Annotated in this window: 27 protein-coding genes and 1 pseudogene; 6 read left to right on the top strand and 22 right to left on the bottom strand. The window is 45.7% G+C overall.

Translation table 11 applies throughout. The features are described 5' to 3' along the window. Window positions 1-2: 2 nt before the first annotated feature. Entirely contained in the window at window positions 3-500 is a 498-nt protein-coding gene (ruvC, locus tag ACPW7J_RS08085; protein WP_425754920.1) for a crossover junction endodeoxyribonuclease RuvC, read from the bottom strand. 216 nt (window positions 501-716) lie between these two features. Between ruvC and ACPW7J_RS08090 the strand changes: the two genes are divergently transcribed. Both ACPW7J_RS08090 and recN read left to right on the top strand, forming a co-directional pair. After that, window positions 717-1,184 (top strand): arginine repressor, encoded by a 468-nt coding sequence (locus ACPW7J_RS08090; RefSeq protein ID WP_161875290.1) that lies wholly within the window; start codon window positions 717-719, stop codon window positions 1,182-1,184. Next, a complete protein-coding gene (gene recN / locus ACPW7J_RS08095; protein WP_425754921.1) occupies window positions 1,181-2,812 on the top strand; it encodes a DNA repair protein RecN in 1,632 nt (543 codons plus the stop codon). The genes ACPW7J_RS08090 and recN overlap by 4 nt, the downstream gene beginning before the upstream one ends. A gap of 68 nt (window positions 2,813-2,880) precedes the next feature. On the opposite strand, the pseudogene ACPW7J_RS08100 reads toward recN, so the two are convergent. From ACPW7J_RS08100 to ACPW7J_RS08150, 11 genes and pseudogenes are all read right to left on the bottom strand, one after another. Continuing rightward, window positions 2,881-3,051: pseudogene (locus ACPW7J_RS08100) on the bottom strand (M24 family metallopeptidase); the annotation flags it as partial. A gap of 625 nt (window positions 3,052-3,676) precedes the next feature. Further along, complete coding sequence (gene glyA / locus ACPW7J_RS08105) at window positions 3,677-4,912, bottom strand: serine hydroxymethyltransferase (protein ID WP_424959947.1); 1,236 nt, start codon at window positions 4,910-4,912, stop codon at window positions 3,677-3,679. A 61-nt stretch (window positions 4,913-4,973) separates the two neighbouring features. After that, window positions 4,974-5,615: a single-stranded DNA-binding protein gene (locus ACPW7J_RS08110; protein WP_161875293.1), complete on the bottom strand. Its 642-nt coding sequence runs from the start codon at window positions 5,613-5,615 to the stop codon at window positions 4,974-4,976. Window positions 5,616-5,682: 67 nt separating this feature from the next. Then, complete coding sequence (locus ACPW7J_RS08115) at window positions 5,683-6,291, bottom strand: biosynthetic peptidoglycan transglycosylase (RefSeq protein WP_161875294.1); 609 nt, start codon at window positions 6,289-6,291, stop codon at window positions 5,683-5,685. A gap of 93 nt (window positions 6,292-6,384) precedes the next feature. After that, entirely contained in the window at window positions 6,385-6,828 is a 444-nt protein-coding gene (locus ACPW7J_RS08120; RefSeq protein ID WP_425754922.1) for a threonine/serine exporter family protein, read from the bottom strand. Then, the gene (locus ACPW7J_RS08125) at window positions 6,825-7,589 is read right to left on the bottom strand and encodes a threonine/serine exporter family protein (protein WP_161875296.1); all 765 of its coding nucleotides are present in this window, start codon (window positions 7,587-7,589) and stop codon (window positions 6,825-6,827) included. The genes ACPW7J_RS08120 and ACPW7J_RS08125 overlap by 4 nt, the downstream gene beginning before the upstream one ends. Beyond that, window positions 7,590-8,036, bottom strand: a complete 447-nt coding sequence (locus ACPW7J_RS08130) for a GNAT family N-acetyltransferase (RefSeq protein ID WP_161875297.1) — start codon at window positions 8,034-8,036, stop codon at window positions 7,590-7,592. Beyond that, entirely contained in the window at window positions 8,033-8,974 is a 942-nt protein-coding gene (locus tag ACPW7J_RS08135; RefSeq protein WP_425754923.1) for a YegS/Rv2252/BmrU family lipid kinase, read from the bottom strand. The genes ACPW7J_RS08130 and ACPW7J_RS08135 overlap by 4 nt, the downstream gene beginning before the upstream one ends. Continuing rightward, window positions 8,946-10,247, bottom strand: coding sequence for a bifunctional folylpolyglutamate synthase/dihydrofolate synthase (locus tag ACPW7J_RS08140; protein ID WP_425754924.1), 1,302 nt, complete (start codon window positions 10,245-10,247; stop codon window positions 8,946-8,948). The genes ACPW7J_RS08135 and ACPW7J_RS08140 overlap by 29 nt, the downstream gene beginning before the upstream one ends. 1 nt (window position 10,248) lies before the next feature. Continuing rightward, a complete protein-coding gene (locus ACPW7J_RS08145; RefSeq protein WP_425754925.1) occupies window positions 10,249-12,990 on the bottom strand; it encodes a valine--tRNA ligase in 2,742 nt (913 codons plus the stop codon). Window positions 12,991-13,413: 423 nt separating this feature from the next. Next, window positions 13,414-14,385: a DDE-type integrase/transposase/recombinase gene (locus ACPW7J_RS08150; protein ID WP_425754926.1), complete on the bottom strand. Its 972-nt coding sequence runs from the start codon at window positions 14,383-14,385 to the stop codon at window positions 13,414-13,416. Between the two features lie 131 nt (window positions 14,386-14,516). Between ACPW7J_RS08150 and ACPW7J_RS08155 the strand changes: the two genes are divergently transcribed. Continuing rightward, on the top strand, window positions 14,517-14,792 hold the full coding sequence (locus ACPW7J_RS08155; protein ID WP_425754927.1) for a hypothetical protein: 276 nt from the start codon (window positions 14,517-14,519) through the stop codon (window positions 14,790-14,792). Between the two features lie 353 nt (window positions 14,793-15,145). Then, window positions 15,146-15,916, top strand: coding sequence for a Uma2 family endonuclease (locus ACPW7J_RS08160; RefSeq protein WP_161875302.1), 771 nt, complete (start codon window positions 15,146-15,148; stop codon window positions 15,914-15,916). Window positions 15,917-15,988: 72 nt separating this feature from the next. On the opposite strand, the gene folK is transcribed toward ACPW7J_RS08160, so the two are convergent. The 4 genes from folK to folE are packed head-to-tail and all read right to left on the bottom strand — an operon-like array spanning window position 15,989 to window position 18,688. Further along, a complete protein-coding gene (gene folK / locus ACPW7J_RS08165) occupies window positions 15,989-16,816 on the bottom strand; it encodes a 2-amino-4-hydroxy-6-hydroxymethyldihydropteridine diphosphokinase (RefSeq protein ID WP_425754928.1) in 828 nt (275 codons plus the stop codon). Next, window positions 16,813-17,625 carry a dihydropteroate synthase gene (gene folP / locus ACPW7J_RS08170; protein ID WP_425754929.1) on the bottom strand — a complete coding sequence of 271 codons (813 nt, stop codon included), beginning with the start codon at window positions 17,623-17,625 and terminating at the stop codon, window positions 16,813-16,815. Before folP ends, folK begins: the two co-directional genes overlap by 4 nt. Window position 17,626: 1 nt before the next feature. Continuing rightward, the gene (locus ACPW7J_RS08175) at window positions 17,627-18,130 is read right to left on the bottom strand and encodes an HD domain-containing protein (protein ID WP_425754930.1); all 504 of its coding nucleotides are present in this window, start codon (window positions 18,128-18,130) and stop codon (window positions 17,627-17,629) included. Window positions 18,131-18,133: 3 nt separating this feature from the next. Next, window positions 18,134-18,688 (bottom strand): GTP cyclohydrolase I FolE, encoded by a 555-nt coding sequence (gene folE / locus ACPW7J_RS08180; RefSeq protein WP_425754931.1) that lies wholly within the window; start codon window positions 18,686-18,688, stop codon window positions 18,134-18,136. Window positions 18,689-18,880: 192 nt separating this feature from the next. Here folE and ACPW7J_RS08185 point away from each other — a divergent pair, with 192 nt between their 5' ends. Next, a complete protein-coding gene (locus ACPW7J_RS08185; protein ID WP_425754932.1) occupies window positions 18,881-19,531 on the top strand; it encodes a Crp/Fnr family transcriptional regulator in 651 nt (216 codons plus the stop codon). Between the two features lie 67 nt (window positions 19,532-19,598). On the opposite strand, the gene trxA is transcribed toward ACPW7J_RS08185, so the two are convergent. The 3 genes from trxA to ACPW7J_RS08200 form a co-directional block, all read right to left on the bottom strand. Next, window positions 19,599-19,925 carry a thioredoxin gene (gene trxA, locus ACPW7J_RS08190; RefSeq protein WP_425757514.1) on the bottom strand — a complete coding sequence of 109 codons (327 nt, stop codon included), beginning with the start codon at window positions 19,923-19,925 and terminating at the stop codon, window positions 19,599-19,601. A 130-nt stretch (window positions 19,926-20,055) separates the two neighbouring features. Beyond that, the gene (locus ACPW7J_RS08195; RefSeq protein WP_425754933.1) at window positions 20,056-20,475 is read right to left on the bottom strand and encodes a GNAT family N-acetyltransferase; all 420 of its coding nucleotides are present in this window, start codon (window positions 20,473-20,475) and stop codon (window positions 20,056-20,058) included. Window positions 20,476-20,486: 11 nt separating this feature from the next. Further along, a complete protein-coding gene (locus ACPW7J_RS08200; protein WP_161875308.1) occupies window positions 20,487-20,867 on the bottom strand; it encodes a winged helix-turn-helix transcriptional regulator in 381 nt (126 codons plus the stop codon). Window positions 20,868-21,049: 182 nt separating this feature from the next. Here ACPW7J_RS08200 and ACPW7J_RS08205 point away from each other — a divergent pair, with 182 nt between their 5' ends. Then, on the top strand, window positions 21,050-21,340 hold the full coding sequence (locus ACPW7J_RS08205) for a hypothetical protein (protein ID WP_161875309.1): 291 nt from the start codon (window positions 21,050-21,052) through the stop codon (window positions 21,338-21,340). 100 nt (window positions 21,341-21,440) lie between these two features. Here ACPW7J_RS08205 and ACPW7J_RS08210 read toward each other — a convergent pair whose 3' ends face one another. Genes ACPW7J_RS08210 through ACPW7J_RS08220 form a run of 3 tightly spaced genes read right to left on the bottom strand, consistent with a single transcriptional unit; the run spans window position 21,441 to window position 23,395 of the window. Next, the gene (locus ACPW7J_RS08210; RefSeq protein WP_425754934.1) at window positions 21,441-22,181 is read right to left on the bottom strand and encodes a GNAT family N-acetyltransferase; all 741 of its coding nucleotides are present in this window, start codon (window positions 22,179-22,181) and stop codon (window positions 21,441-21,443) included. 2 nt (window positions 22,182-22,183) lie between these two features. Next, complete coding sequence (locus ACPW7J_RS08215) at window positions 22,184-22,813, bottom strand: CatA-like O-acetyltransferase, family 2 (RefSeq protein WP_425754935.1); 630 nt, start codon at window positions 22,811-22,813, stop codon at window positions 22,184-22,186. A 42-nt stretch (window positions 22,814-22,855) separates the two neighbouring features. After that, the gene (locus ACPW7J_RS08220) at window positions 22,856-23,395 is read right to left on the bottom strand and encodes a YgjV family protein (protein ID WP_425754936.1); all 540 of its coding nucleotides are present in this window, start codon (window positions 23,393-23,395) and stop codon (window positions 22,856-22,858) included. Between the last annotated feature and the right edge of the window lie 4 nt (window positions 23,396-23,399).

A 23,399-nucleotide genomic window follows, 5' to 3' on the forward strand; every position in this document is an offset into this window, starting at 1 on the left:
TATTATTTCAACTTTAATGCACGCATTCTGTTTCCTGCGCTGTGTCCATGACAAATCGCCGCGGCAACTGCATCAGCAGTATCGTCCGGCTTTGGCACTTCCTTTAAATTTAAGATTGCCTTAACCATCGCCTGTACCTGTTTCTTATCTGCACGGCCATAACCAACCAGCGCTTGTTTGATCTGTAGAGGCGTATACTCGTTTACTTCCAATCCGCCGTTAACACAGGCAAGAACCGCAACGCCTCTCGCCTGTCCTACCATAATCGCAGTTTTGGCGTTATTATTAAAGAACAGTTCCTCAATAGACGCGACCTGCGGCCGATACTCCTCAATAATCGCTGATAGTTCCTGATACAAGCGTTGCAGCCGCAGCGGCATTTCTATACCCGCGTCTGTTGTCACCGCGCCATAGTCCACAACAGAAAAACGATTTCCTATCATATCCAAGACACCCCATCCGAGAATAGCGTAGCCTGGGTCAATCCCTAATATTCTCATAAAGCTTCCTTTCCAGATTTATGCACTATATAGTATAACACAGGAACGTACGTTTGTCTACAACAGAGATTTCATTTCAATTCTCATTTTTAGCTTTCTTTTCATCTCTTTTTATGGTATAATCTTGTATGGTATTATGGATTTATTACATCCGGCTACGACAGCATTCATTGCTGAGAAAAGAACAGAAATCCGGAGTATAAAAAGGAGAAAATTATGCGTTATTCCAGACAGAACAAGATTTTGGAACTCATTGCCAACAACGAAATAGAGACCCAGGACAAACTGGCCTCCATGTTAAAGGACGAAGGCTTTGAGGTTACTCAAGCAACAATTTCCCGGGACATTAAAGAACTCCAGCTGATAAAGGTACTTTCCGCAAGCGGTAAATACAAATATGCAGTCAGCGCCAGACAGGACGCGCCCATTTCCGACCGCTTTGTTAAGATTTTCAGAGAAACGATCACCTCTTTTGCGTCTGCGCAGAATCTGATTGTGATCAAAACATTGTCAGGCTGTGGTCCTGCCGCCGGTGAAGCCGTTGACTGTATAGGACTTCCTCACGTAGTCGGCTCTGTTGCTGGGGACAACACTCTGCTTCTGATTATCGACAAGGAGGAACACGTAGAAGAAATCTTATCTATTTTCAACGATATGCTAATTATGAGGTCTAAAGGACAATGATCAATCACATTCGTATTGAAAATTTTGCAATTATCGAAAACACAGAAATTGATTTTGAAGAAGGACTGAATATCATTACAGGAGAAACCGGCAGCGGTAAATCCATCGTAATAGAAGCCATTAGCCTTGCTCTCGGGAGCAGGGCTGATTCTGCGTTTGTCCGTCATGGCGCTTCCAAAGCAGTCGTACAGCTTGCCGGCGAATTGGATGGTGAAGACATCGTCATCACCAGAGAAGTTTCTGCCGCAGGCAAGAATCTCTGCAAGCGCAACGGGCAGCTGGTCACCTTAGGCGAACTCTCAGAAACCTGCCGCCGTCTGGCGGATATTCACGGACAATACGACAACCAATCCCTGCTCAACCCTGACAATCACATTAAACTGGTAGACAGCTTTCATGGGGATACGATTTTTCCTCTAAAGGAATCCTTCTCTGCTGCCTATACGGATTATCAGGCCGTTAAATCCAAGCTGAACAAACTCCTTTCCATGGAGCAGGATAATTTGAAAAAACTGGATTTTTACCGTTTTGAACAGACTGAAATTGAAAACGCCCATTTGATGCCCGGTGAAGATGAAGCTCTGGCTGAACGGGTTTCTATACTCCAAAACAGCGAAAAGATCTTTGCTGCCATCGAAACATCCTATGGGCTTTTAAATTCAGGAGAATACAGCGCCCTTTCCTCCTTAGGTACAGGGCTGCACGCACTGCAGGATATTACCTCATATTCTAAAGATATTCAAGCCTTAAGTGAAGAATTCGCGGATATTTACTACCGTCTGGAGGATCTGTCCTCGGATCTTCGCAAAATCAGAGAAGAAGTGACCTTCACACCGGATGAACTGGACGATGCCATTTCCCGCCTGTCTCTAATCGACGGACTGAAGAAAAAATACGGCTCTACCATCGAAGAAATTCTGGCGTATTACGACAAAATATCCGAGGAACTCAACCAAATAGAAAATTTTGACGATGTAAAAGCGCAGCTGGAAACAGAAACTGCAAAGGCTTACGAAGCCCTCTCCGCAAAAGCTGCCCTGCTGTCAGAAGCCAGAAAATCCAGCGCCAGAGAACTGGAAACTGCCATTGAGCAAGAATTGCATGACCTGAATTTCAACAGCGCTAAACTGTCTATAGACTTTAGAATACCTGAAACCATCGGTCCTGACGGCAACGATACCGTTGAAATCCTGATTTCCACCAACAAGGGCGAACCGCTGAAACCACTGGTAAAGGTCGCCTCCGGCGGCGAGATCTCCAGAATGATGCTGGCAATCAAAAATATAACCGGTACCTACGATAGAATCCCTACCATGATCTTTGACGAAATCGACGCAGGCATCAGCGGCATCACTGCCAGTATCGTGGGACGAAAGCTCCACCAGATTGCAAAGGATCATCAGATCATCTGCATCACCCATCTTCCTCAAATTGCGGCAAGCGGTGACACCCACTACCGTATTTTTAAAGAAGAAACTGAAAACAGCACCTTTACCACGGTGCAGCGCTTGTCAGAAGATGAAACTGTAGATGAAATCGCAAGGCTGCTGGGCGGCGAAAATATCACGGAAACTACTCGAAAAAGCGCTATAGAACTGATAGAATTGACAAAAAAGAAAATACAATAAAACAGCTTACTAAAAAGACACTGTCGCATCACTTACGATACAGTGTCTTTTTTACGTATAATACTACCTTATCTTTCCATCATCGCTTCGATTTCTTCTACGGTCTTCGGAATCCCCGCGGATAAAATTTCCACGCCGGTTTCCGTAATCAATACGTCATCTTCGATTCGAATGCCCAGACCTAAATCTTTCAAATAGACGCCCGGCTCTACAGTGAAAATCATACCCGGCTCAAAGACCTCTGCGCCGCTGCTTCTCAAAATAGGTGTATTTCTATCTTAATAAGCTATCGCCCCTGCGTCTGATGCTGAACAGCGCATAGAGATGCTTCCATATTCAAATAAATTTAAAAATGTTGTGCAAGCATTGCCATATTAAACTGAATTGCACAACCAGTACAACCAGAAGCTGTGCAATTCAGCGCTGAACAGTTCTATTTGCACAACTCACACTCTTTTTCCTACACCTGAATAACAAAAAGTTGTGCATGTTGCAGGTATTCTCATCTGATCTGCACAACCTTTTCTCATATAGTTCATGTAATCCCGTCATAACAACCCTGTTTTATGTAGCCAATCCATCAAAAGTTTTGCATCGCAACCGTCATAAAGCTATTTTGCACAACCAACGCTACTGACAGTTGTGCAAATCGAGGCTAAAGACGCATTTCTTGCACAACTTTTCAAAATGTATACCCTATACCCCTATATTCCCTCGCCATCGCTACTCCGCACTGAAAAGCCTTCCGTAAAGCAAAGCTTCGAATGGATACCCGGAAGCCCGCTTGTTCTCAGACAATAAAAGGACTGTTTGCATATGCAAGGCAGTCCTTTTATATTTAATGTTTAAAGTTCGCTCAGACTTTTACAGCATCTCTTTAATCACTGCGTCGATTTTTCTGGCGACTACGCGGAAATCTTCTTCCTTATAGCCTCTGGTAGTCATCGGCGCTGTACCGATTCTGACGCCGCTGGTTTCCTTTGGAGAACGCGTTTCTCCCGGCACGCAGTTTTTATTCAGGGTAATGCCCACTTCATCTAATCTGTCCTGCAGATCCTTACCGCTGAACGGGAATTCTAAAAGATCGAGCAGAAATACGTGATTGTCCGTACCGCCGGTTACAATCTTGTAGCCCAGCTTCAGGAATTCATCTGCAAAAGCTTTGCAGTTGGCAACCACCTGTGCCGCGTACTCTTTGTACTCAGGACGAAGGGCTTCTTCCGCGCACACTGCTTTTCCAGCGATGACATGTTCCAAAGGTCCCCCCTGTGCATAAGGAAATACTGCGCTGTCAACTTTCTTTGCCAGATCCTGACGAGCAAAGATCAGACCGCCTCTCGGTCCTCTCAGGGTCTTATGGGTGGTAGTCGTTACGATATCCGCATAGCCAAACGGAGACGGATGTGCGCCGCCTGCTACAAGACCTGCGATGTGCGCCATATCTACCATGAAGTAAGCGCCAGCTTCTTTCGCGATTTCAGCAAAGGCAGCAAAGTCAATGATTCTGGAATAAGCGGACGCGCCGGTCAGAATCAGCTGCGGCTTGTATTCCTGCGCCTTTCTTCTGACATCCTCCATATCGATGAGACCATTTGCGTCTACATCATAGAACACCATGTTGTAAAGTTTGCCGCTGAAGTTGACGGAAGAACCATGAGTCAAATGCCCGCCGTTATCCAGGCTCAGTGACAGAATTGTATCGCCCGGCTTCAAAATTGCCTTATATGCCGCGAAATTCGCCTGGGAACCGCTGTGGGGCTGTACATTGACGTGGTAATCCGTGTCAAATACCTTTCTCCACATGTCGCAGCAGTATTCCTCCAGTTCATCTACATACTTAGTACCGCCATAGTATCTGCTGGTATTGCCGGAAGTCCGCACATAAGGATATCCTTCGGCATACTTCCAGGACAGACAGCTTCCGCAGGCAGCTAAAACCGCTTCAGAGCAGTAATTTTCCGAAGCGATTAGCTCGATGTTGTTCTTCTGTCTGTTATATTCCTTCTCAATCAAGTCTCCCACAACCGGAGAAGCTTTCTTGATAAACTCAAAATTCTCTACATTGTAAGTGCTGTTATCCGCGCCTTCTCTGTTAAACATTTATCCACTTCCTTTTCCGTTATTAGCGTGCGCCATTCTTGTGTATACAAATTAGCTTTTATTATAACACATCTTCGGTAAAGGTTTCAAGCTGTAATACAGAAACTTCGTAAGCTGTTTTAATCATAACCTGCCCGTCGTCCTGTCGTTTTTTATACTGTCTGCTCTGCAGACGTCCGCTGATGGCAATCCGATTGCCTACATCCAAAGTCGCCGAATATACTGCATTACGTCCCCAGGCAATACATGGGATATAGTCTGACTTATTATACATACGATTCACAGCCAACATCAGGTCACAGATCTTCCGTCCAAGAGGCGAAGTCCGCGACAGCGGCTTTTTGCATAGAAATCCTTCCAGTCGGATATCGTTAACCGGTTCACAAAAGTCTTCTATCAATTCCATATCTCTGGCAAAAACTACGATGTTAAGGCGATTATGTCCGTCCACATCTTCGTTATATGTCCTAATCTGCCCCTGTATCTCAATATGTGTACCAGGTTCAATCTGAAAGCCATGTAATATCCTTTCGGATGCCATGACGATAATCTGATCTTCATATCCGCTGTTTCTTCTGATACCTACGGTAAAGGTATAGAACGCTTCCCCGTAAGTTTTGTGATTTAAGATAAGGCCATCTATAACTTCTCCGCAAATGTGTGCGATATTTGTACTGTTATTGCTGCTCTCAGTATTTATCATTTTCTCCCTCCCGAAATTCGCATTACTACATTCTATTCCGGGTAGGAAAAAGTATGCCTGGATATACCTAGATTGCGTTGGGATTGTACAGGTTCGGACATTTTATAGTATAGACGAGAGAAGCAGATTGGTCTTCCGATAAATGTTCCGGATCTACGCCATAATAATGATCTGAAGCCTCTTTAATGCCATAGCAATTTTCTCCAAAATAGATGCAGTTCAGATATAATTCCAGAAGCTCATCTTTGCTATACTCCCATTCCAATCTGAATGCCATAAAAACTTCCGCGATCTTTCTTTCAAAATTCTTGTCAAAGTCAAAATACATATTCTTTGCCAGCTGTTGGGTAATCGTGCTGCCCCCTTCGACAAAGCTTCCCGCAATCAAATCATTTTTTACCGCGCGAAGAATCGCTAAAGGGTCAATTCCTATGTGAAAGCGAAACCGTTTATCTTCCGATTGGATAATACCGTTTCTGAAATCCTCAGAAATCTGATCTAACAGCACGTATGTATTGTCACCGCGAATTTCCTCAACCTTTTTCTCTATCGGCGTTTCCTTTATGGCAGCTGCATACATCTGATATCCTCGATACATTATAGGCGCGCATAAAATTGCACCTGTCACAATTACGGTAAGAACAAAGAATATCACGGCTCTAAAAACCTTATCCATAAAAAACACCTCCCCTTTCATACCCTTATGGTATCATCAAAGAGGAGGCGCTGCCATAACTGCCTGTGACAGACAGCTTACACTTTTGTCATATTAAGTTGTTTTCTTCCACTTTGCCGTCATACTGTTCCAATACCGGTTCAGCACTGTCACGACCACAAATCCCAGAGAAATGGCAAGAGCAATGGTAATAGCAGCCGTGCCGTTTTCGTAGAACATGGCTTTGTCCTCGCTGACCAGACCATACATGGTATAATACAGCCTGCCACCCGGAATCAGAGGTACTGCAGCCGCCGTCAAAAAAATCGTCGCAGGCGCTCTGTTGACCCGCGCCATAACCTCTGCGTAAACCGCTACAAAAATAGAAGCGATCAGGTTAGCTTCAAAATTGCTGGCAAGCCATTCAAAGCACAGCAGATAAATCCCCCAGGTAATCAATCCGCCAAGCCCTGCGTACAGCACCTGCTTTCCTTTTATTTTCAGCATCAGCGCAAAGCCTACTGAACCGAGAAACGCAACCAAAAGTTGTACAATCATAGCACACCTCCCAGCAGAATAATGGTCAGCGCAAAGCCGCAGGCAATTGCCGCCGCGATGAGCAGCGAATTGCAGAGACGCAGAAGTCCCGAAGCAATATCGCCTGTCAGCATATCCCGCACCGCGTTGGTCATCGCAATGCCCGGAATCAGCAGCATGATACCGCCGATCATTAGCATATCCACATGGTCTCCAAGTCCCATGGCTACAAAGATGTGAGCGCAGATACCGCCTACCACTGACGCGGCAAAATGATACACGATCTGATTTTTCTCCCGCTTGGCGTAAAACAATTCAAACAGCACGAGCACCACCGCCATCAAGCAGGAAGCGACGCCGTCCAGCCAGGTGCCGCCGAAGAATACGGCAAAAGCGCCCGCGCCCAGCATACAACCCACGAAACGCATCCAAAGAGGCTGCTTGGGCCGCCCCAGCACCTCGTCAAATTTCTCACGAAGCTGAGATACATCCGGCTGATTGGCACAGATATATCTGCTCAAATCATTGAGATAATCCAACCTGTCAAAGTTAGCGTCGTAGCGAACCAGCCGCCTGATCTGGGTTAGAATCCTGCCGTCCGGCGCTTCCATGGTCACCTGGATATTGGAGGTAATGATAAATACGTTGATGCGCGCCGCGCCATAGCTTTCGCACATACGGTAGATGCTGTCCTCCACCCGGCTGACCTCTGCGCCGCAGCAGACCATTTCTTCCCCCACGTCTAAAATGCCCTGTAAAATTCGATCATAGTCGTAATCCATTTATTCAATCTCCAGTTTCATGACCTCCGGATGACAGCTTTTCTGATATTGCGGACAGTATTTGCACTCGAAAAAGTTGGGCGCATCCGCAGGATCGATGGCAGTAAATCCGTTGGCGCGGAAAAATCCCGGCGCTCTCGCCACCAGGTAAAGCTGTCTGCCGCCCAGGTCTTTCACCGTTTCCACGATTTTTTTCAGCAGCATATTGCCCAGCTTCATCTTCCGATACAATTTTTCTACAGCGATGCCGTCGATGATATAGCGGTCTTCCCGTTTGGCAAGCACTGCGGCCGCCGCCAGATGTTCCTCCGCGCCGTGAACGATTTCAAAACATTTGACGATATCGGTATCCACTTCTTCATCGCCATCAAATTCCAATTCGTTTTCTACGAAAAACCGCACCAGTTTTTCATAATCCTCGGTCTGTCTCATGATAAGGCGCATCATGCCTGTTCCTCCCCCATGTTATCTTCTAAGGTAAAAATTTTCAGCCGGTTATGCAGCACGCTAAAAGAAAGCGGCAGCTTTTCTCCGTGTTCGCCGTCGATATCCGTCGGCAAATCACATTCCGATTCGATTTTCAGACTGCTGGTCTGAAAGTGCAGCACCCGCTTGCTGGACGAATGACTGCCCTGCAGAATCTTCATAAAAACCCCCGGCATTTCAAAAAGCGTCATATTCCGAAACAGCATAACGTCCAAAAGTCCGTCGTTAATTTCCGAATCCGGCGAAATTTTTTTGAATCCGCCTGCCGACTTTCCATTCATTACCACCATAAAGTACATCTTTTCCCGATATACTTTTTCCGGTGTCGTCAATGTGACCTTGATCGGCTTCAGATTCGGCACTTCGGACAGTCCTTTTAGATAGTATGCCAAAATCCCGATGGTATTCTTCAAAGTCGGGTCGGTCTTCTGGCTCACGTCCACCACCTGTCCCATTGCCGCTACATTGATAAAATACCGGTCGTTGACCTTGCCCACGTCGGCATACGTGTAATTATGCCCCAGCGCAATGTCCATCATCCGCTCGATATCACCGGAAAGGTTGAAATAATAGGCGAAATCATTTGCCGTACCCGCCGGCAAAATGGCCAGCGGCAGATGAATATCATGCTGAATCATGGCGTTAACACATACATTGATGGTACCGTCTCCTCCAGCTGCAATAATCTGACGAAATTCCGCCTCAATCCCCCGCTGACTGACTTCTGCCAGATAATCAGCGATCACCGTGCCGTGTGCCGCCCGGATGGGCACTACAATATAGCCTGCGTCCTGACAGCGTCCGATGATATAGTCCAGATTGTTTTTAAAAACGCCGCTTCCTGAGTTCGGGTTGTAGAATAAAATAATTTTACTGTGTTTCTGTATCTCCTGTTCCATGAATAAGCCCCCTTATTTCTCCAATCAAATATAACGAACCCGCAAATAGGATCAGATCATATGCACTGCGGCGCTCCATGGCGCTGCGCACCGCTTCCGCCGGCGTCTTGCAGCACAAAGCCTTTCCTCCGCGAACGCGGATTTTTTCCGCCAGTTCTTCAGCCGGCAGCTTTCTCGGATTGTCCGGCTCTGTCGCAATAAAGTCAGCAGTCACTTCTTTAAACGTATCCAATACGGTATCCACTTCTTTATCCGCCAGAATACCGATTACCATGAGAATCCTTTTGTCTGCAAAGTGACGCAGTACAGTGTCCCGCAAAGCCTTTGCGCCGTCTGGATTGTGGGCGCCGTCTAAAATGACAAAGGGATTGCGGTCCATGATTTCAAAGCGTCCGATCTGTTTTGCCCGCAGAAAACCCGCCGCAATCTGCGCCTTTGTGACCTGGATATCCTCTTTCGCACTTAAAAGAGCGATGGCTGTCAGCGCCGTCAGCGCGTTTTTCACCTGATGTGGCCCCGCCATGGAAATCGTCAGATCATAGGTTTCTTCCATGACTTTCGCCTGAAAGCGAGTTTCTTCTGCCGTCTCGTCCAAAATCTCATATGGATTTTCCAGCGCGTGAAACAACGGCGAATGGTTCTTCATCGCCGCAAGACGGATCACCTGCAGCGCATCCGCATCTTCCACACCGGTAATCACAGGGCAACCCGTTTTGATAATGCCTGCTTTTTCGCCTGCAATCTCCGCGGTTGTTTCGCCCAGCCGGTCGGTGTGATCCAAAGAAATCGACGTGATAATGCTACACAGCGGCTGCTTCACCACATTGGTAGAATCTCCTCTGCCCCCAAGGCCGACTTCCAGTACCACATACTCTGCGCCCTTTTCCTGAAAGTACAAAAACGCGATGGCTGTAATAACCTCAAATTCGGTGGGCGATTCGCATCCTTGCCCTACCATTTGTTCCGTTTTGGCAAGAACCAGATCGCTGCAGCGCTGCAGATCTCCATCGGAAATATAGCTGCCGTCAAATTCGATTCGTTCGTTGAAGACTTCCAGAAACGGCGAAGTAAAGAGTCCGCACCGGTAGCCGGCTGCCTGCAGGGTTTCATAGAGATACCTGCAGACAGAGCCTTTTCCGTTGGTACCCGCAACATGAAGCACCTTCAGATTCTCGTGGGGATTTCCCAGCTTTTCTAATAGCACGTTCATGCGTTCCAGTCCAAGTACCCAGCCAAACTTCTGAAATTTACTGATTTTGCTGATTGCATCCATCCTATTTGTTCACTTTCTTTGCGACCATCGAGAGTCTGGCCTCTACCTTCGCCAACATATCCTCATATTTCGCCTGTTTTTCTTTTTCTTCGTTGATTACCGCCTCCGGCGCTTTCGCAAGGAATCCCTGGTTAGAAAGCTTGCCGACAACGCGCTTTACTTCCCCTTCCAGTCTTTTCTTTTCCTTGGTGAGACGATCAAATTCCGCGTTAAAGTCCACAAGATCATCCAGCGGAATAAAGATTTCAATGCCAGCGATGACAGCGGACATGACTTCTTCCGGTACTTCCGATTTTTCCGTTACAAACTTGATCTCTGTAATATTGGCAAGATCCTTGATATATCTCTCGCCGCCTTTGATGGTTTCCAGCTTCTCTCCCTGCGCTAAAATGACTGCTGTCAACGCTTTGCTTGGTTTAGCGTCGGCCTCCGCGCGAATATTTCGGATCGCGCCGATGGCTTCCATGGCGATTTTGAGTTTTTCTTCCTCTGCCGCAAAATGTCTTTCTTCCGCAAATGCAGGCCATTTTGCTTTAATCAGGAAGCAGTTCGGATTATCTTCTCTTTCGCATTCGGAGTGCGGCAGGAAAGACCAGATTTCTTCCGTGATAAACGGCATGAACGGATGAAGCATTTCCAACATGTTCTTCAATGCCATCACCAGTACGAATCTGACAACCTTCTTGTCTTCTTCATCATCGCCCCAGAGTCTTTTCTTTACAAGCTCGATATACCAGTCGCAGTATTCGTTCCAAATCAGCTCGTAAACACGCTGTCCCGCCAGGGCAAGGTCGTATTTTTCCAGCGCTTTTGTCACATAGTCGGCAGCGTCGTTGACTCTGCTGATGATCCATTTATCTTCATCACGCAGCGCGATATTGGCAAAATTTGTAGTGTCGCCGCACGCCATACCGCAGCAGTCACCGCAGCATTTGGCCAATTCTTTGAAATTGCCATCTTCATCCTGCAGGTTCATGATGACGAATCTGGATGCGTTCCACAGCTTGTTGCCAAAGTTTCTCGCAGATTCCAGCCGATCCGTCTTAAAACGCATATCATTGCCCGGCGTGATGCCTGTGGTCAGCATAAAGCGCAATGCGTCCGCGCCGTACTGGTCGATGACTTCCAGCGGATCGATGCCGTTGCCCAGGGATTTGCTCATTTTGCGGCCTTCCGCGTCGCGGACCAGTCCGTGAATATAGACATGGTGGAACGGCGGTTCCTTCATGGCTTCGCAGCCGGAGAATACCATTCTGATGACCCAGAAGAAAATGATATCGTAACCGGTTACCAGTACATCGGTCGGATAGAAATATTCCAGTTCTTTAGTCTTTTCCGGCCAGCCCAAAGTAGAGAACGGCCACAGCGCAGCCGAGAACCAGGTATCCAGCACGTCTTCATCCTGCTTTAAATTGGCAGAGCCACACTTCGGACATTTTGTTGGATCTTCTTCTGCTACAATCAGTTCGCCGCAGTCCTGACAATACCATGCCGGGATTCTGTGACCCCACCAAAGCTGACGGGAAATACACCAATCTCTAATTTCCTCCAGCCAGTGGAGATACGTCTTTTCAAAACGTTCCGGCACATGGGTCAGGGCGCCGCTCTTTGCCGCCTCGATAGCAGGTTTCGCCAGATCTTCCATTTTGACAAACCACTGATCGGAAAGCATCGGCTCGATGACCGTATGACATCTATAGCACTCGCCTACCGGAATGACCTTCTCCTCAGTTTTTACCAGGTAGCCTGTTTCTTCCAAATCTTTAACCCAGGCTTTGCGGCATTCGTACCGATCCATGCCCTCGTACTTGCCCGCCATGGCGTTCATAGTCGCGTCCTCATTGATGCAGCAGAGATTTTCAAGACCTGCGCGCTGCCCGACTTCAAAGTCGTTGGGATCGTGGGCCGGTGTAATCTTTACTGCGCCGGTTCCCTTTTCCGGGTCAGGATACGGGTCTGCGATGACAGGAATCTCTCTGCCAACCAGCGGCAGAATGACTTTCTTTCCGACCATATCCTTGTAGCGTTCATCGCTGGGATGTACTGCAATGGCAACATCGCCGAACATAGTTTCCGGTCTTGATGTGGCAACGACCATCTCTCTTCCGCCTGCCTCTGCCGCAGGATAACGGAAATACCAATACTGACCGTTCTTATCCTCGTGTTCTACTTCCGCGTCGGAAAGAGATGTGCCGCACTGCGGACACCAGTTGATCAGTCTGTTTCCTCTATAGATCAGTCCCTGCTTATATAAATGAACAAAGAAATGTCTGACCGCCTTGTTGCAGCCTTCGTCCATGGTAAACCGCTCTCTGCTCCAGTCGCAGGAGTCGCCCAGCTTGCGGCACTGTCTTGTGATTCTGCCGCCGTATTCTTCCTTCCATGCCCAGGCGCGCTTCAGAAATTCTTCTCTGCCCAGATCTTCTTTTTCTTTGCCTTCATCTTTTCTGATTTTTTCAACAACCTTTACCTCGGTAGCAATGCTGGCGTGGTCAGAGCCCGGCAGCCACAGCGCGCTATAGCCCTGCATTCTTTTCCAGCGCGTCAAAACATCCTGCAGCGTCTGGTCGAGGGCGTGTCCCATGTGCAGCTGCCCCGTAATATTCGGCGGCGGCATGACGATGGTAAACGGCTTCTTATCTTCTCTCACTTCGGCGTGAAACGCGCCGTTTTTCTCCCACATCTCGTAGATGCGATCCTCAAAATCCTTCGGATTGTAGGTCTTGGCTAAATTTTTCTCCATTGGAATCTCCTTCTTTCTGTCATTGAATATTTATGGTGTGCCAGGCTCCAAAGGGCAAGAAAAAAGCCCTCTGTGAGCATGCACTCACAAAGGACGAAATCATTCCGCGGTACCACCTTTGTTCCATCCTTCCTTGCCTCGCGCCCTGCGCCAAGATCCGCCAGGCGTCCGCAAATCCGGATGACTCTCATTTCAAAACAGCTCCAAAGCAACCTTCAGCAGATCCGTTCTCTAAGGTCTCTCAGCCCATGAACCTTATTCTCTGTAAAGTGGTCTTCTGCCTACTCCTCTTTTTCATCGCCGTATATTTTTTTTGCTTGTCTATTTAGTATAACCAAATGCGCAAGCGATGTCAACGATTTCTTATTTTTGAGACAGGGCAAACTGTTGTTTTGTCAATGATGTGACACCAAAAAGGGAGCATCAATTTGACGATATGGTATCATGAGAATGCAATTCTAAAGATGCCCTTTTCTCCAAAGGTGTAGCCCACCCAAGGACTGGTTTAGGGGTGTTGTTGTAACGTTTTAGATAGCGGAGCATCTGCACTTTTAAATCTTCATAGGAGTAGAAATACAGGTAATTGTAAAATCGCTCCTGGTCCAATCGATGGCTGCGTTCTACTTTGCCATTGTGTCTTGGTGTGTGTGGACGAATCAGCTTGTGGGTAATGCCAAGTTCATCACAGAGTTTATCCATCGGATGTAGTTTTTTGTAGTCTTTTGGATAAGTAAATTCAGCGCCATTATCCGTTTGAATCATTTTTGGTGTATATCCAAAGAATTGGATAGCGCGCTTTATGAAATTAACGGTAGAATAAGAACTCTGTTCTTTATATGGGTAGAGGAAGCGCTGTCTGGAAGCTTCATCTATGATTGTATATTGATAAAATTTGTCAGGCATAGAGCCAGTATAGCAGGCAGAGGGCACATATTTCACATCCATCTGCCACTTTTCACCAACAGCCTGAGGAGTCGCATAAGGCTTTGGAGTATATTTGTTAGTGGGAGTCACTTTTTGCTTGGTATACCCTAGCCGAGAAAATACACGGTAAAGAGAGCCGGGATGCCTGCGATACCCTTTGGAAGTACGTAATTTTCCATAGATTTCGCAGACGGAGGCGTGGGGATTGCGTCTGTGCAAATCACGAATCCACTTGAGTTCCTCAGTGGTATGAGAAGAAGGATGAGGCGTTTTGGGTCTGTGAGAATGATCCATAAGGGACTCTTTCGTACCATCAAAGCGTTTGTTCCAGCGCATAAGGGAAGATTTAGATATATGGTAGCGCCTGCAGACAAAGGCGACGGACTGACCGCTGCGATAAAGATTCACTGCGTAAAAACGGGTAGAAATTTCATGTGGCAAATATCGTTGAGTTTGTGTTATACTGTTCATGACGATAGGGTTCCTTTCAGATATGTTTTTTGTGGTGATTAACATTCTAACAGATCCTATCGTCTTTTTCTATAGGCAAGTGTCACATCAATTGTAACTCTACATTCTTATTTTTGAGACAGGGCAAACGCATGAAAAGCAAAACTTTGCGCCGTGAGTTGCCTATGATAGATATGAGGGACGCAGGTATTTGCTTGTTTTTAGAAGTAAGTTGCGCGCACCCGCTAAAAAACGCAGCTTTTGCTTACTTTTTTTCAGGATGTTGCGCGAACGAAGAAATCTTACAGGATGTTTTGTTATTTTTTATAGAAATATGGCAAACAATAACAGAATTTGGGATAAGATTGGACAGGTCGCGCAACAAACAACAAAAAGATCTCAAAAACCTGCGTTTTTTCATGGACTAACGCAACATACAACGAAAAGATGATGAAAAGCTGCGCATCGGCTTCTATAATCTTATTCTGAGATTCGGGTTGCGACAGTAGAAATCGCGAATCCACTTAAGTGCCTGAGAGGTATGAGAGTAAGGATGCGGTGTTTTAGGATCTACCAGAGGTTCTTTGACGCTATCAAATTTCTTGTTCCAACCCATGAGGGAAGATTTAGAAATATGATAGCGTCTGCAGACGAACCGGGTGTTCTGCGATTAAAGAAATATGGAATTTTATAGGACTTAATTCGGAAATATAGATTGTTAAATGGAACTAATCATGTTATAATTGAAAAAAATTCAATACTTCATCAGGAGGTGCTTTCCATGACAATCACAGAAATGAAACAGAAGAAACGAGAACTTGGCTACACCAATGAGATGATAGCGCAAATATCCGGCGTACCCCTGGGCACTGTCCAGAAAATCTTTGCCGGGATTACCAGTTCGCCTCGATATGAAACATTGCAGGCATTAGAGAAAGTTTTCCGTCCGGATTCCAGTTTGATTCGTGAATCTGCTTCTCCCTATCACACTAAAAAACAAGGTGAATTCACACTGGAGGACTACTATGCAATCCCGGATGAACGGCGCGTTGAACTGATCGATGGTGTCATCTATGATATGACCGCGCCCACCAATCCCCATCAGATGATTCAAGGCGAATTATTCTTCCAACTGGCAAGTTATATCAATGAAAAAAAAGGAACTTGCATCCTTTTTATGGCTCCAGCCGATGTGCAGCTTGATGAAGATGACAAAACCATGGTGCAGCCCGATGCCTTCATCGTCTGCGACAGAAGCAAGATTACAAAAACCCACACCATAGGAGCGCCGGATTTTATCGCCGAAATTCTTTCTCCCTCCACCTGGCGAAAAGACATCTATACCAAGCTTGCAAAATATGCTGATGCCGGGGTCAGGGAATACTGGCTTATCGACCCGGAAACCCTGAAAATCATGGTTTACGATATTGAGGATAACACCATGGCGCATCTTTACACTTTTCAGGATCAGGTGCCGGTTAGCATCTTCGACGGTGACTGCAAAATTGACTTTCCGAAGATTTACGAGAAAATCCGTTTTTTGTACGAATGACAATTTTCCTCATAAAAAGGCTGCTGGCATTGCCCTCGAAGTTCACAAGCGCTGTCAGCAGCTTCTATTCATCTATTTTTCTTCGATTTCTTCCCGCATTTCCTGTACGCTCTTACCAAGCACCGGATGCCGCATCCATGGCGCTATCTGTGCCAGCGGAATCAGCACAAAATCCCGCTTATGCATTTCTACATGAGGAATCGTAAGATCCTGACTGTCCATGGTCAAATCATCGTACAGCAAAATATCCAGATCCAGTGTTCTCGGTCCCCAGTGGATTTCTCGTTTCCTATCTGCCGCAGCTTCAATCTCATGGAGAAGTTCCAGAAGTTTCTCCGGTGCAAGCAAGGTAGAAAGCTCCAGGCAGCCATTCAGAAAATCATCCTGCGCAACACCGCCGTAAGGCGCTGTAACGATATAGTTCGAAACCTTCTCCACACGGCAGCCTTCCGCATCTGTCAGCCTCTGTACCGCCAGATCCAGATACCCTTTTTTGTCACCCAGGTTAGAACCCAGTGCAATATATGCCCGATGCCAGAAACGGGTAATTTTTACCGACACATAATCAACGGGCAGTTTCACCGGCGCCCAGGGCTTTTTGATTTCCAGGGAAATACCGCGTACCAGCGGAAATTTTTCAAGAACCGCCCATGCCAAGTGTTCTGCGGCGGCCTCAATCAGCTGATAGGTATTCTTCTGCAGAAATTCTACCATAAACTGGGAAACCTCTCCGTAATGGGTAGATTCTGTCAACACATCGCTTCGACCTGCACGCTGCAAATTGCTGTAAAGCACCGCAGACACAACAAACTTCTGTCCCAGCGCCGTTTCTTCAGGAAATACACCGTGATTGGCGAAAACCTGTAAATTTTCTATATGAATCTCGTCATAAGCTCTCATTTTCCTTCTCCCATAATTGCCCGTGTCATTTGCATCGCTCTGTAGTTTTCTTTGATATCGTGCACCCGGATAAAGCATGCGCCTTTCAGTACGCCCAGAACAGTCGTTGCCAGCGTGCCCTCTACCCGTTCATCTACAGGCAGATTCAGAGCGTTTCCGATCATAGACTTTCTGGACGTTGCCAGAAGCACCGGATATCCCAGCGCGCAAAGTTCCTCCAGCCGATTGACCGCAATCAGATTATGCTCGTAGGTTTTCCCAAATCCCACGCCGGGGTCGAGCAGAATCTGTTCCTTCCGAATTCCCGCCGATTCGGCTATTGACAGAGTCTCCTGCATATCGGCGAGCATACCCGTCATAAAGTCTTCATACTCCGCCTTTTCCCGATTGTGCATCAGGCAGCACGGCACATCATAAGCGGCAATCAGCTGCGCCACTTTGGAATCATATTTCAGTCCCCAGATATCGTTGACCATATCTGCGCCGGCTTTCAGCGCCGCTTCAATAACCTGAGGCTTGTAACTATCGATGGATACCGGCACGTCAAAGTTTTCTTTCACCATGCGGATATATGGCACAACCCGCTCGATTTCTTCCTCTATGGTAATCTGCACATGTCCCGGTCTTGTCGATTCACCGCCGATATCAATGAGATCTGCGCCCTCCTCCAGCATCCGCGCTACATGTGCTTTGGCTGAGGAAAGATCGTTCCATCTGCCTCCATCAGAAAAGGAATCCGGCGTTACGTTGAGGATTCCCATAATATAGCAATTATTTTTGAGGTCAAAGTCTCTGTTTCCAATTTTCATACTAGCTGTTTATCTCCTTGTTTTTTGTTTCCTCGCTCCACTTGCAGGTATCCTGATGTTTACAATAAAAACAATTTCGTGAACCTTTGTCAGATCGGTACAAAAGACCAGCAAGACTTCCTTCTGGCAGACACCCTTTGCTGCGATGCGCGGAAATCGCCTGCAGAATCTCCGCTGATTCTCCTTCGCTAAAGCCAGTTTCCGGCAAAATGACCGCCGCCAGTGCGCAGCTGGCTTCATCGTGAGGCACGCCTTGGGCGTACTCCAGTCCCCTGCCGATATCGTGCAGCAGCGCCGCCCCGTAGATCAGTTCTTTACTGATTCCAAAGTCCTTCTCCAGATTTTCGATATAGGCGAGCCGTGCCGTATCTAAAAGATGCGCAAGATCATGTCTGCAATAGATACGGTCTGTTTCGGCGTCCTCAATCTGCGCCATCGCGCCTTTCCAAAGAGGGTGACGCAAAATCCGGTTCACACGATGCATAATTCCCATCTCTTTTAGCATCGCTTATCTCCCCAACATCTGGAAAAATCGGTTCTGCAGCCTTTCGTCCTGTGCAAAAGCGCCGCGTGTAATTACCGTCACCGTCTTTGCACCCGGCTTTTTAATGCCTCGCATGGTCATGCACATATGCTCGGCTTCAATGAGCACCATGACACCTTTCGGATGTAGTTCTTTCATAAAAGCATCGGCTACCTGCGCTGCCAGACGCTCCTGCAGCTGAAAGCGCTTTGCAAATACCTCAACCGTCCGAGCGATTTTGGAAAGTCCGACGACTTCGCCATCGGGAATATACGCCACGGCAGCGGTTCCATAAAACGGCAGCATATGATGCTCACAGAAAGAATAAAAATGAATATCCTTTTCCAGCACCATGTCGTTGTCCTCTACATGAAACCGCTTGGAAAGATGCTCTGCCGCGCTGTCCTGATAACCCGCCGCAAGTTCCTCATACATGCGGGCGATTCGCTGCGGCGTATCCAGCAATCCCTCTCTGTTTATGTCTTCGCCGATTCCCGAAAGAATCAGACGTACACCTTCTTTTATCTTTTCACTATCCATTGATTCTGTATTGTGTCCTTTCAAATAGTTCCTTACCCATAGATTTCATTATATGACATTTTTCTGTGAAGTACAAGGAAAAAGCACGAAAAAGACATTTTCCATCGTGCTATTTGTAACATATGTCAATAACTTTGTTGACGAATTTCTCAAACAGAGTTATACTGTTAAATATCTAAAGGAGGTACGATTATGCAATTTGCAGACTACTTTCCCATCTGGGATAAGCTGACTCCAGATTTACAAAAGAAAATAACAGATAATCTCACCAGCCGTACTGTACAAAAAGGAACTGTGATTCACAATGGCAGCATAGACTGTACAGGATTGATTTTGATTAAAACCGGTCAGCTCAGAGCATATATTCTTTCTGATGAAGGCAGAGAGATTACCCTCTACCGTCTGTTCGACAGGGATTTATGTTTGTTCTCAGCTTCGTGTATGATGCGTTCTATCCAATTCGAAATTATCATTGAGTCAGAAAAGGATACGACCTTTTGGATTATCCCTACAGATGTTTACAAACAAATCATGGAGTTCTCCGCTCCCGTTGCTAATTATACCAATGAAATCATGGCAACCAGATTTTCCGAAGTGATGTGGCTAATTGAAGAAATCATGTGGAAAAGTCTGGATAAACGTATTGCCTCTTTTCTTATTGAGGAATCTGCCATCGAAAACACGACTCAGCTAAAAATCACACATGAAATCATTGCCAATCATCTGGGCACACACAGAGAAGTTGTCACACGTATGCTCCGCTATTTTCAAAGCGAAGGCATGGTGAAGCTAAGTCGCGGCGCCATTGAAATAACAGATGAAAAAAAGCTGGCATTACTATAAATAACAAGAATCCCATCCCGTTGTTTACTGAAAAACATCAGGATGGGATTTATAAGCATGTACAGATTTAGAGCATTTCTAAGATCTGCTGCTTTGGTCTTGCACCTGTGGACTGCTTAACGATTTTGCCGTCCTTGATTACAACCAGAGTTGGGATGCTCATGACCTGAAACTGCGACGCCAGTTCCTGCTGTTCATCCACGTTGACCTTTCCCACCTTAATATCAATCCGCTCTTCTGCGATTTCTTCAATGATCGGTCCAACTATTCTGCAAGGACCACACCAGCTAGCCCAGAAATCCAACAGTACCGGCTTCTCAGATTTTAAAACTTCCTCTTGAAAATTATTTTTATTGATTGTAATTACTGACATCTTTTTATTCCTCCTATCCAGTTTCTTTTTGCATTTCTTTTTCTAGTTATAAGATACCCGATTTGCAAAAAAACTTCCGTGATAAAGTCACCAAAAAGACAAATATAGATTTCCTCAAAAATGCGGTTTTACCTTTATTAGAAAAACTCTGCTACAATTTCGATTTATCTCCTAAGTTGCAAATCTGAATTGCCGCTCCATTTTCCATCACGGTAAATCCATGCTTTACATAAAACGGAACATTCGCCTTATCTTCCGGCATGCCTTCAATATAGAAATAATCCTGATATTTTTCTTTTATCATCTCAATTAACTGACTGGCAATGCCCTGTCCATGATAGCCTGGTTCCACTAAAAGATAGTGAATCTGCGCCAGCATTTCTGAATCATCTAATACTCTTGCCAGTCCAACAAGTTTATCGTCATCCCAAGCGGTCAATACCGCGGAAGAATGCATCAATGCTTTATACAGTCTTTCGGGATACCTGCCTGATATCCAGTCCACGGATAAAAACAGGCTTTCTACCTGTGCCTGCGTAAAAAACTTTTCCCATGTGTATCGAATTTTCATGATGCCTCCCGTTAAGCGTGATTATAGTCGCATTTCTGACACTGCAGCAATGCATTTTCATGATCTTCTTTGTGATAAGCGCCGGACCACCTACAGATACTCTGCAAAATCGGTACGACAGAAACGCCTTTTTCTGTCAGGCTATATTCTACCCTTGGCGGAATCTCATCATAGGATTTCCGTTCTACGATGTCGCTGTTCATCAAACTTTTTAACGCCTGTGCCAGTACAGCGTCTGTAATATCTGTCATTTCTCTGCGAATTTCACTGTATCGCAGCACCTTTTTCTCTGCCAGCACGCAAATGATTCTGGAGTTCCATTTACCGCCAAAGATATCTAATCCATACTCTAAAGGACAGCGAATGTCTTTTTCCAATTTTGGTTGATACATATAGAGTCCCTCCCTGCCTCGTTTTTCATGCTCATTGTAGCATGCGTGCTTTTCTATTTCAAGTTACTATGAAATTTAATAGTTGCTCATAAATTTGTTCATATCTTGTACTTTAAAAGCAAATTCCATATAATGAGCGTAGCTTAAGAAAACAATGAATGGCATTAAGGAGGTAAAGAAATATGAATGTAAAAGCTTATCTTGAAATTACAATGGTCATTGATCCTGCAAATCGCCCGGCGGCCGCAAAGGTATATACTGACTACCGTCAGCCGTTTCTTGACACCATCGAAGGCGCTCTGACAAAAGATCTTTTAATCCGCGATGAAGATGTGCAGGTTCTGCATGGATTCGATACTGTAGAACACGCGCAGAACTATCTCTCCAGCGAGATGTTCAAAAACGATGTATTTGTAGGACTGAAACCGCTTTGGAACGCTGATCCAGAAGTGAAAATTTATACTGTGGCATAAACAGATGCATCATTCCTTCAAGACCGCTTTGCTGATTTACGTAGAGCGGTCTTCTTCAATCATATATAATTAAAAATCTAAATAAAAATAGATATCCTTTTTATCTTCCTGCGGTGTGCCCTGATATACCTTTGTATTCAGCCCCCCCAATCACAAAATTATTTTTGACGTAAAAAAGACACGCGCCAAGGTTATTATCTTGCCCTTGCGTAAAAATGCCGTGGTAATGCTTTTCTGCGGCTATCTCTCCGGCTTTTTTCAGAAGCGCGCTCGCAACACCCTTTTCACGATAATCGCGATTTACCTTCAAATCGTATAAGTACATGTACTTAAAGAACTGTTCCTGCATAATTGCAAGCCCGATACACTTTTCTCCATCATAAGCGCCAATAAAAGTACTGTTTGCTTTCATTGCGTCATAATCATAGTTTTCATCGGGAAAACACATTTCGGTACTTTCTTCAAAGAGCTCTGTTGTATAATCCCAAATTTCATTTGTATAGGATGGAATCATTCTGCCGAACAGAGTAAAAGGCTCATTCTTAATATTAATATCTGTGCTGTGTTTCGAATCTATGATGCGAACCTCCATTTGGTTGACACCTCCATTTTTTCTCTCTTTTTCTAAATTAGAATCTTCTATCTTACGGAATATGACCGTCTGTTTCTTCATTGATATTTTTTCAACCTGATAACCATACGTCAATAATTCCTTTTTATACGTTAAGAACGAATGATCAATGGGCACGCCGGCAATTTTCTCGATTTCTTCGAAGGTCAGTGTAAACGACGGCGCGCCGCTTTTCTGCACATACTCCCATAATAGATCATATTTACTCATTCTTATTTACCTCCCTTCAAGTGGTTGATTTCTTTCTGTACATCTGCTAAAAACTGTGCTGCTTCCATGCCGTCCATCTGCGTATGATGAAACTGAAATGATACTGGCAGCGTCCGCTTCAGAAACTTTTTTCTGTATTTCCCCCAAATCACGAAAGGATTATTATAAACTCCCGCGTAGATGTTCACTGCGCCGTCAATCTCATGCTGCGCAAGGGAGGAAGTACCGATTACCATGAAGTCGTCTCCCAGATCATGGGGCATGCCTGTATCACGCACCTGCGCTGTCAGGCGCAGATAATCTTCATTGAACCGATCTAAATCTTCCGTATAGGGAATATCGCACGTACTGATGCCTCCATCCTTTGTCGCGACCACTGTGTTCACCGCAAGCCTGTCGAAGGCCATCAGTTTTTCTCCCACTGGAAGTAGATAGAATTCCTCTGTCTTTGCCGCTGCCTTCCCGATACACCAGCAAAGGAGCATCGTAAATTTGTATCCTCGTCTTGCGGAAATCTTCGTAAGCGCTGTCACATCTAAAGTCTTAAACAGCGTTACCATGGGCACCTTCGCCTGCATCCATAAGGAAAAAGCCTCCGCCCGGCGAGTTTTGTCTGGATCGATTTCTCTCAAAGTATCCCCTCCTTATCATCATTCAACCGCTATCCTTTATTCCTATTTCTGAAACTCCGAATCCGGGTCGCCCAGCGCTTTCCAGCCAAAACGATACACAGATACGATGATAGAAGTCAGCGTAATCGCCTCGTTCAGCACGCCGCCCCACGAACCCGCAAAGATATCATAGACCAGCCAACAAGGCGAAGCGCAAAATAAATTCGCAGCGCGAATCAGCTTGGCGTTATTCGTCCAATAAAACACGGTGCTGACAGATGAAGCTGCAAAGGCTAAAATCGTAACCGGGCCTGCCCAGGTAAAAATCAAAACAATTGCGAAAGCTGCGCAGAATATATAGGCAAGTTCCTTTCTGCGCACCCATTCCCACTGGTTATATTTTGTCAGCAAAGCATACCTGAGAATATTCAGTACCATGCTTAAACAGCCGCTGTATGCTTCAAGCAGAAAGAATTGTACGCAAAAAAGCAGCGATCCCAAAAGTTGAAATAAATATAACGCCCTGTTAGATTTCAGCTGATAAGAAACAATAAAGGCAATCACGCCGAGAAAGCCGATTGTTTGTATTAAAATATCCGCCATAAAC

The sequence above is a fragment of the Ihubacter sp. rT4E-8 genome (assembly GCF_049852125.1).
GTDB lineage: Bacteria > Bacillota > Clostridia > Peptostreptococcales > Anaerovoracaceae > Senimuribacter.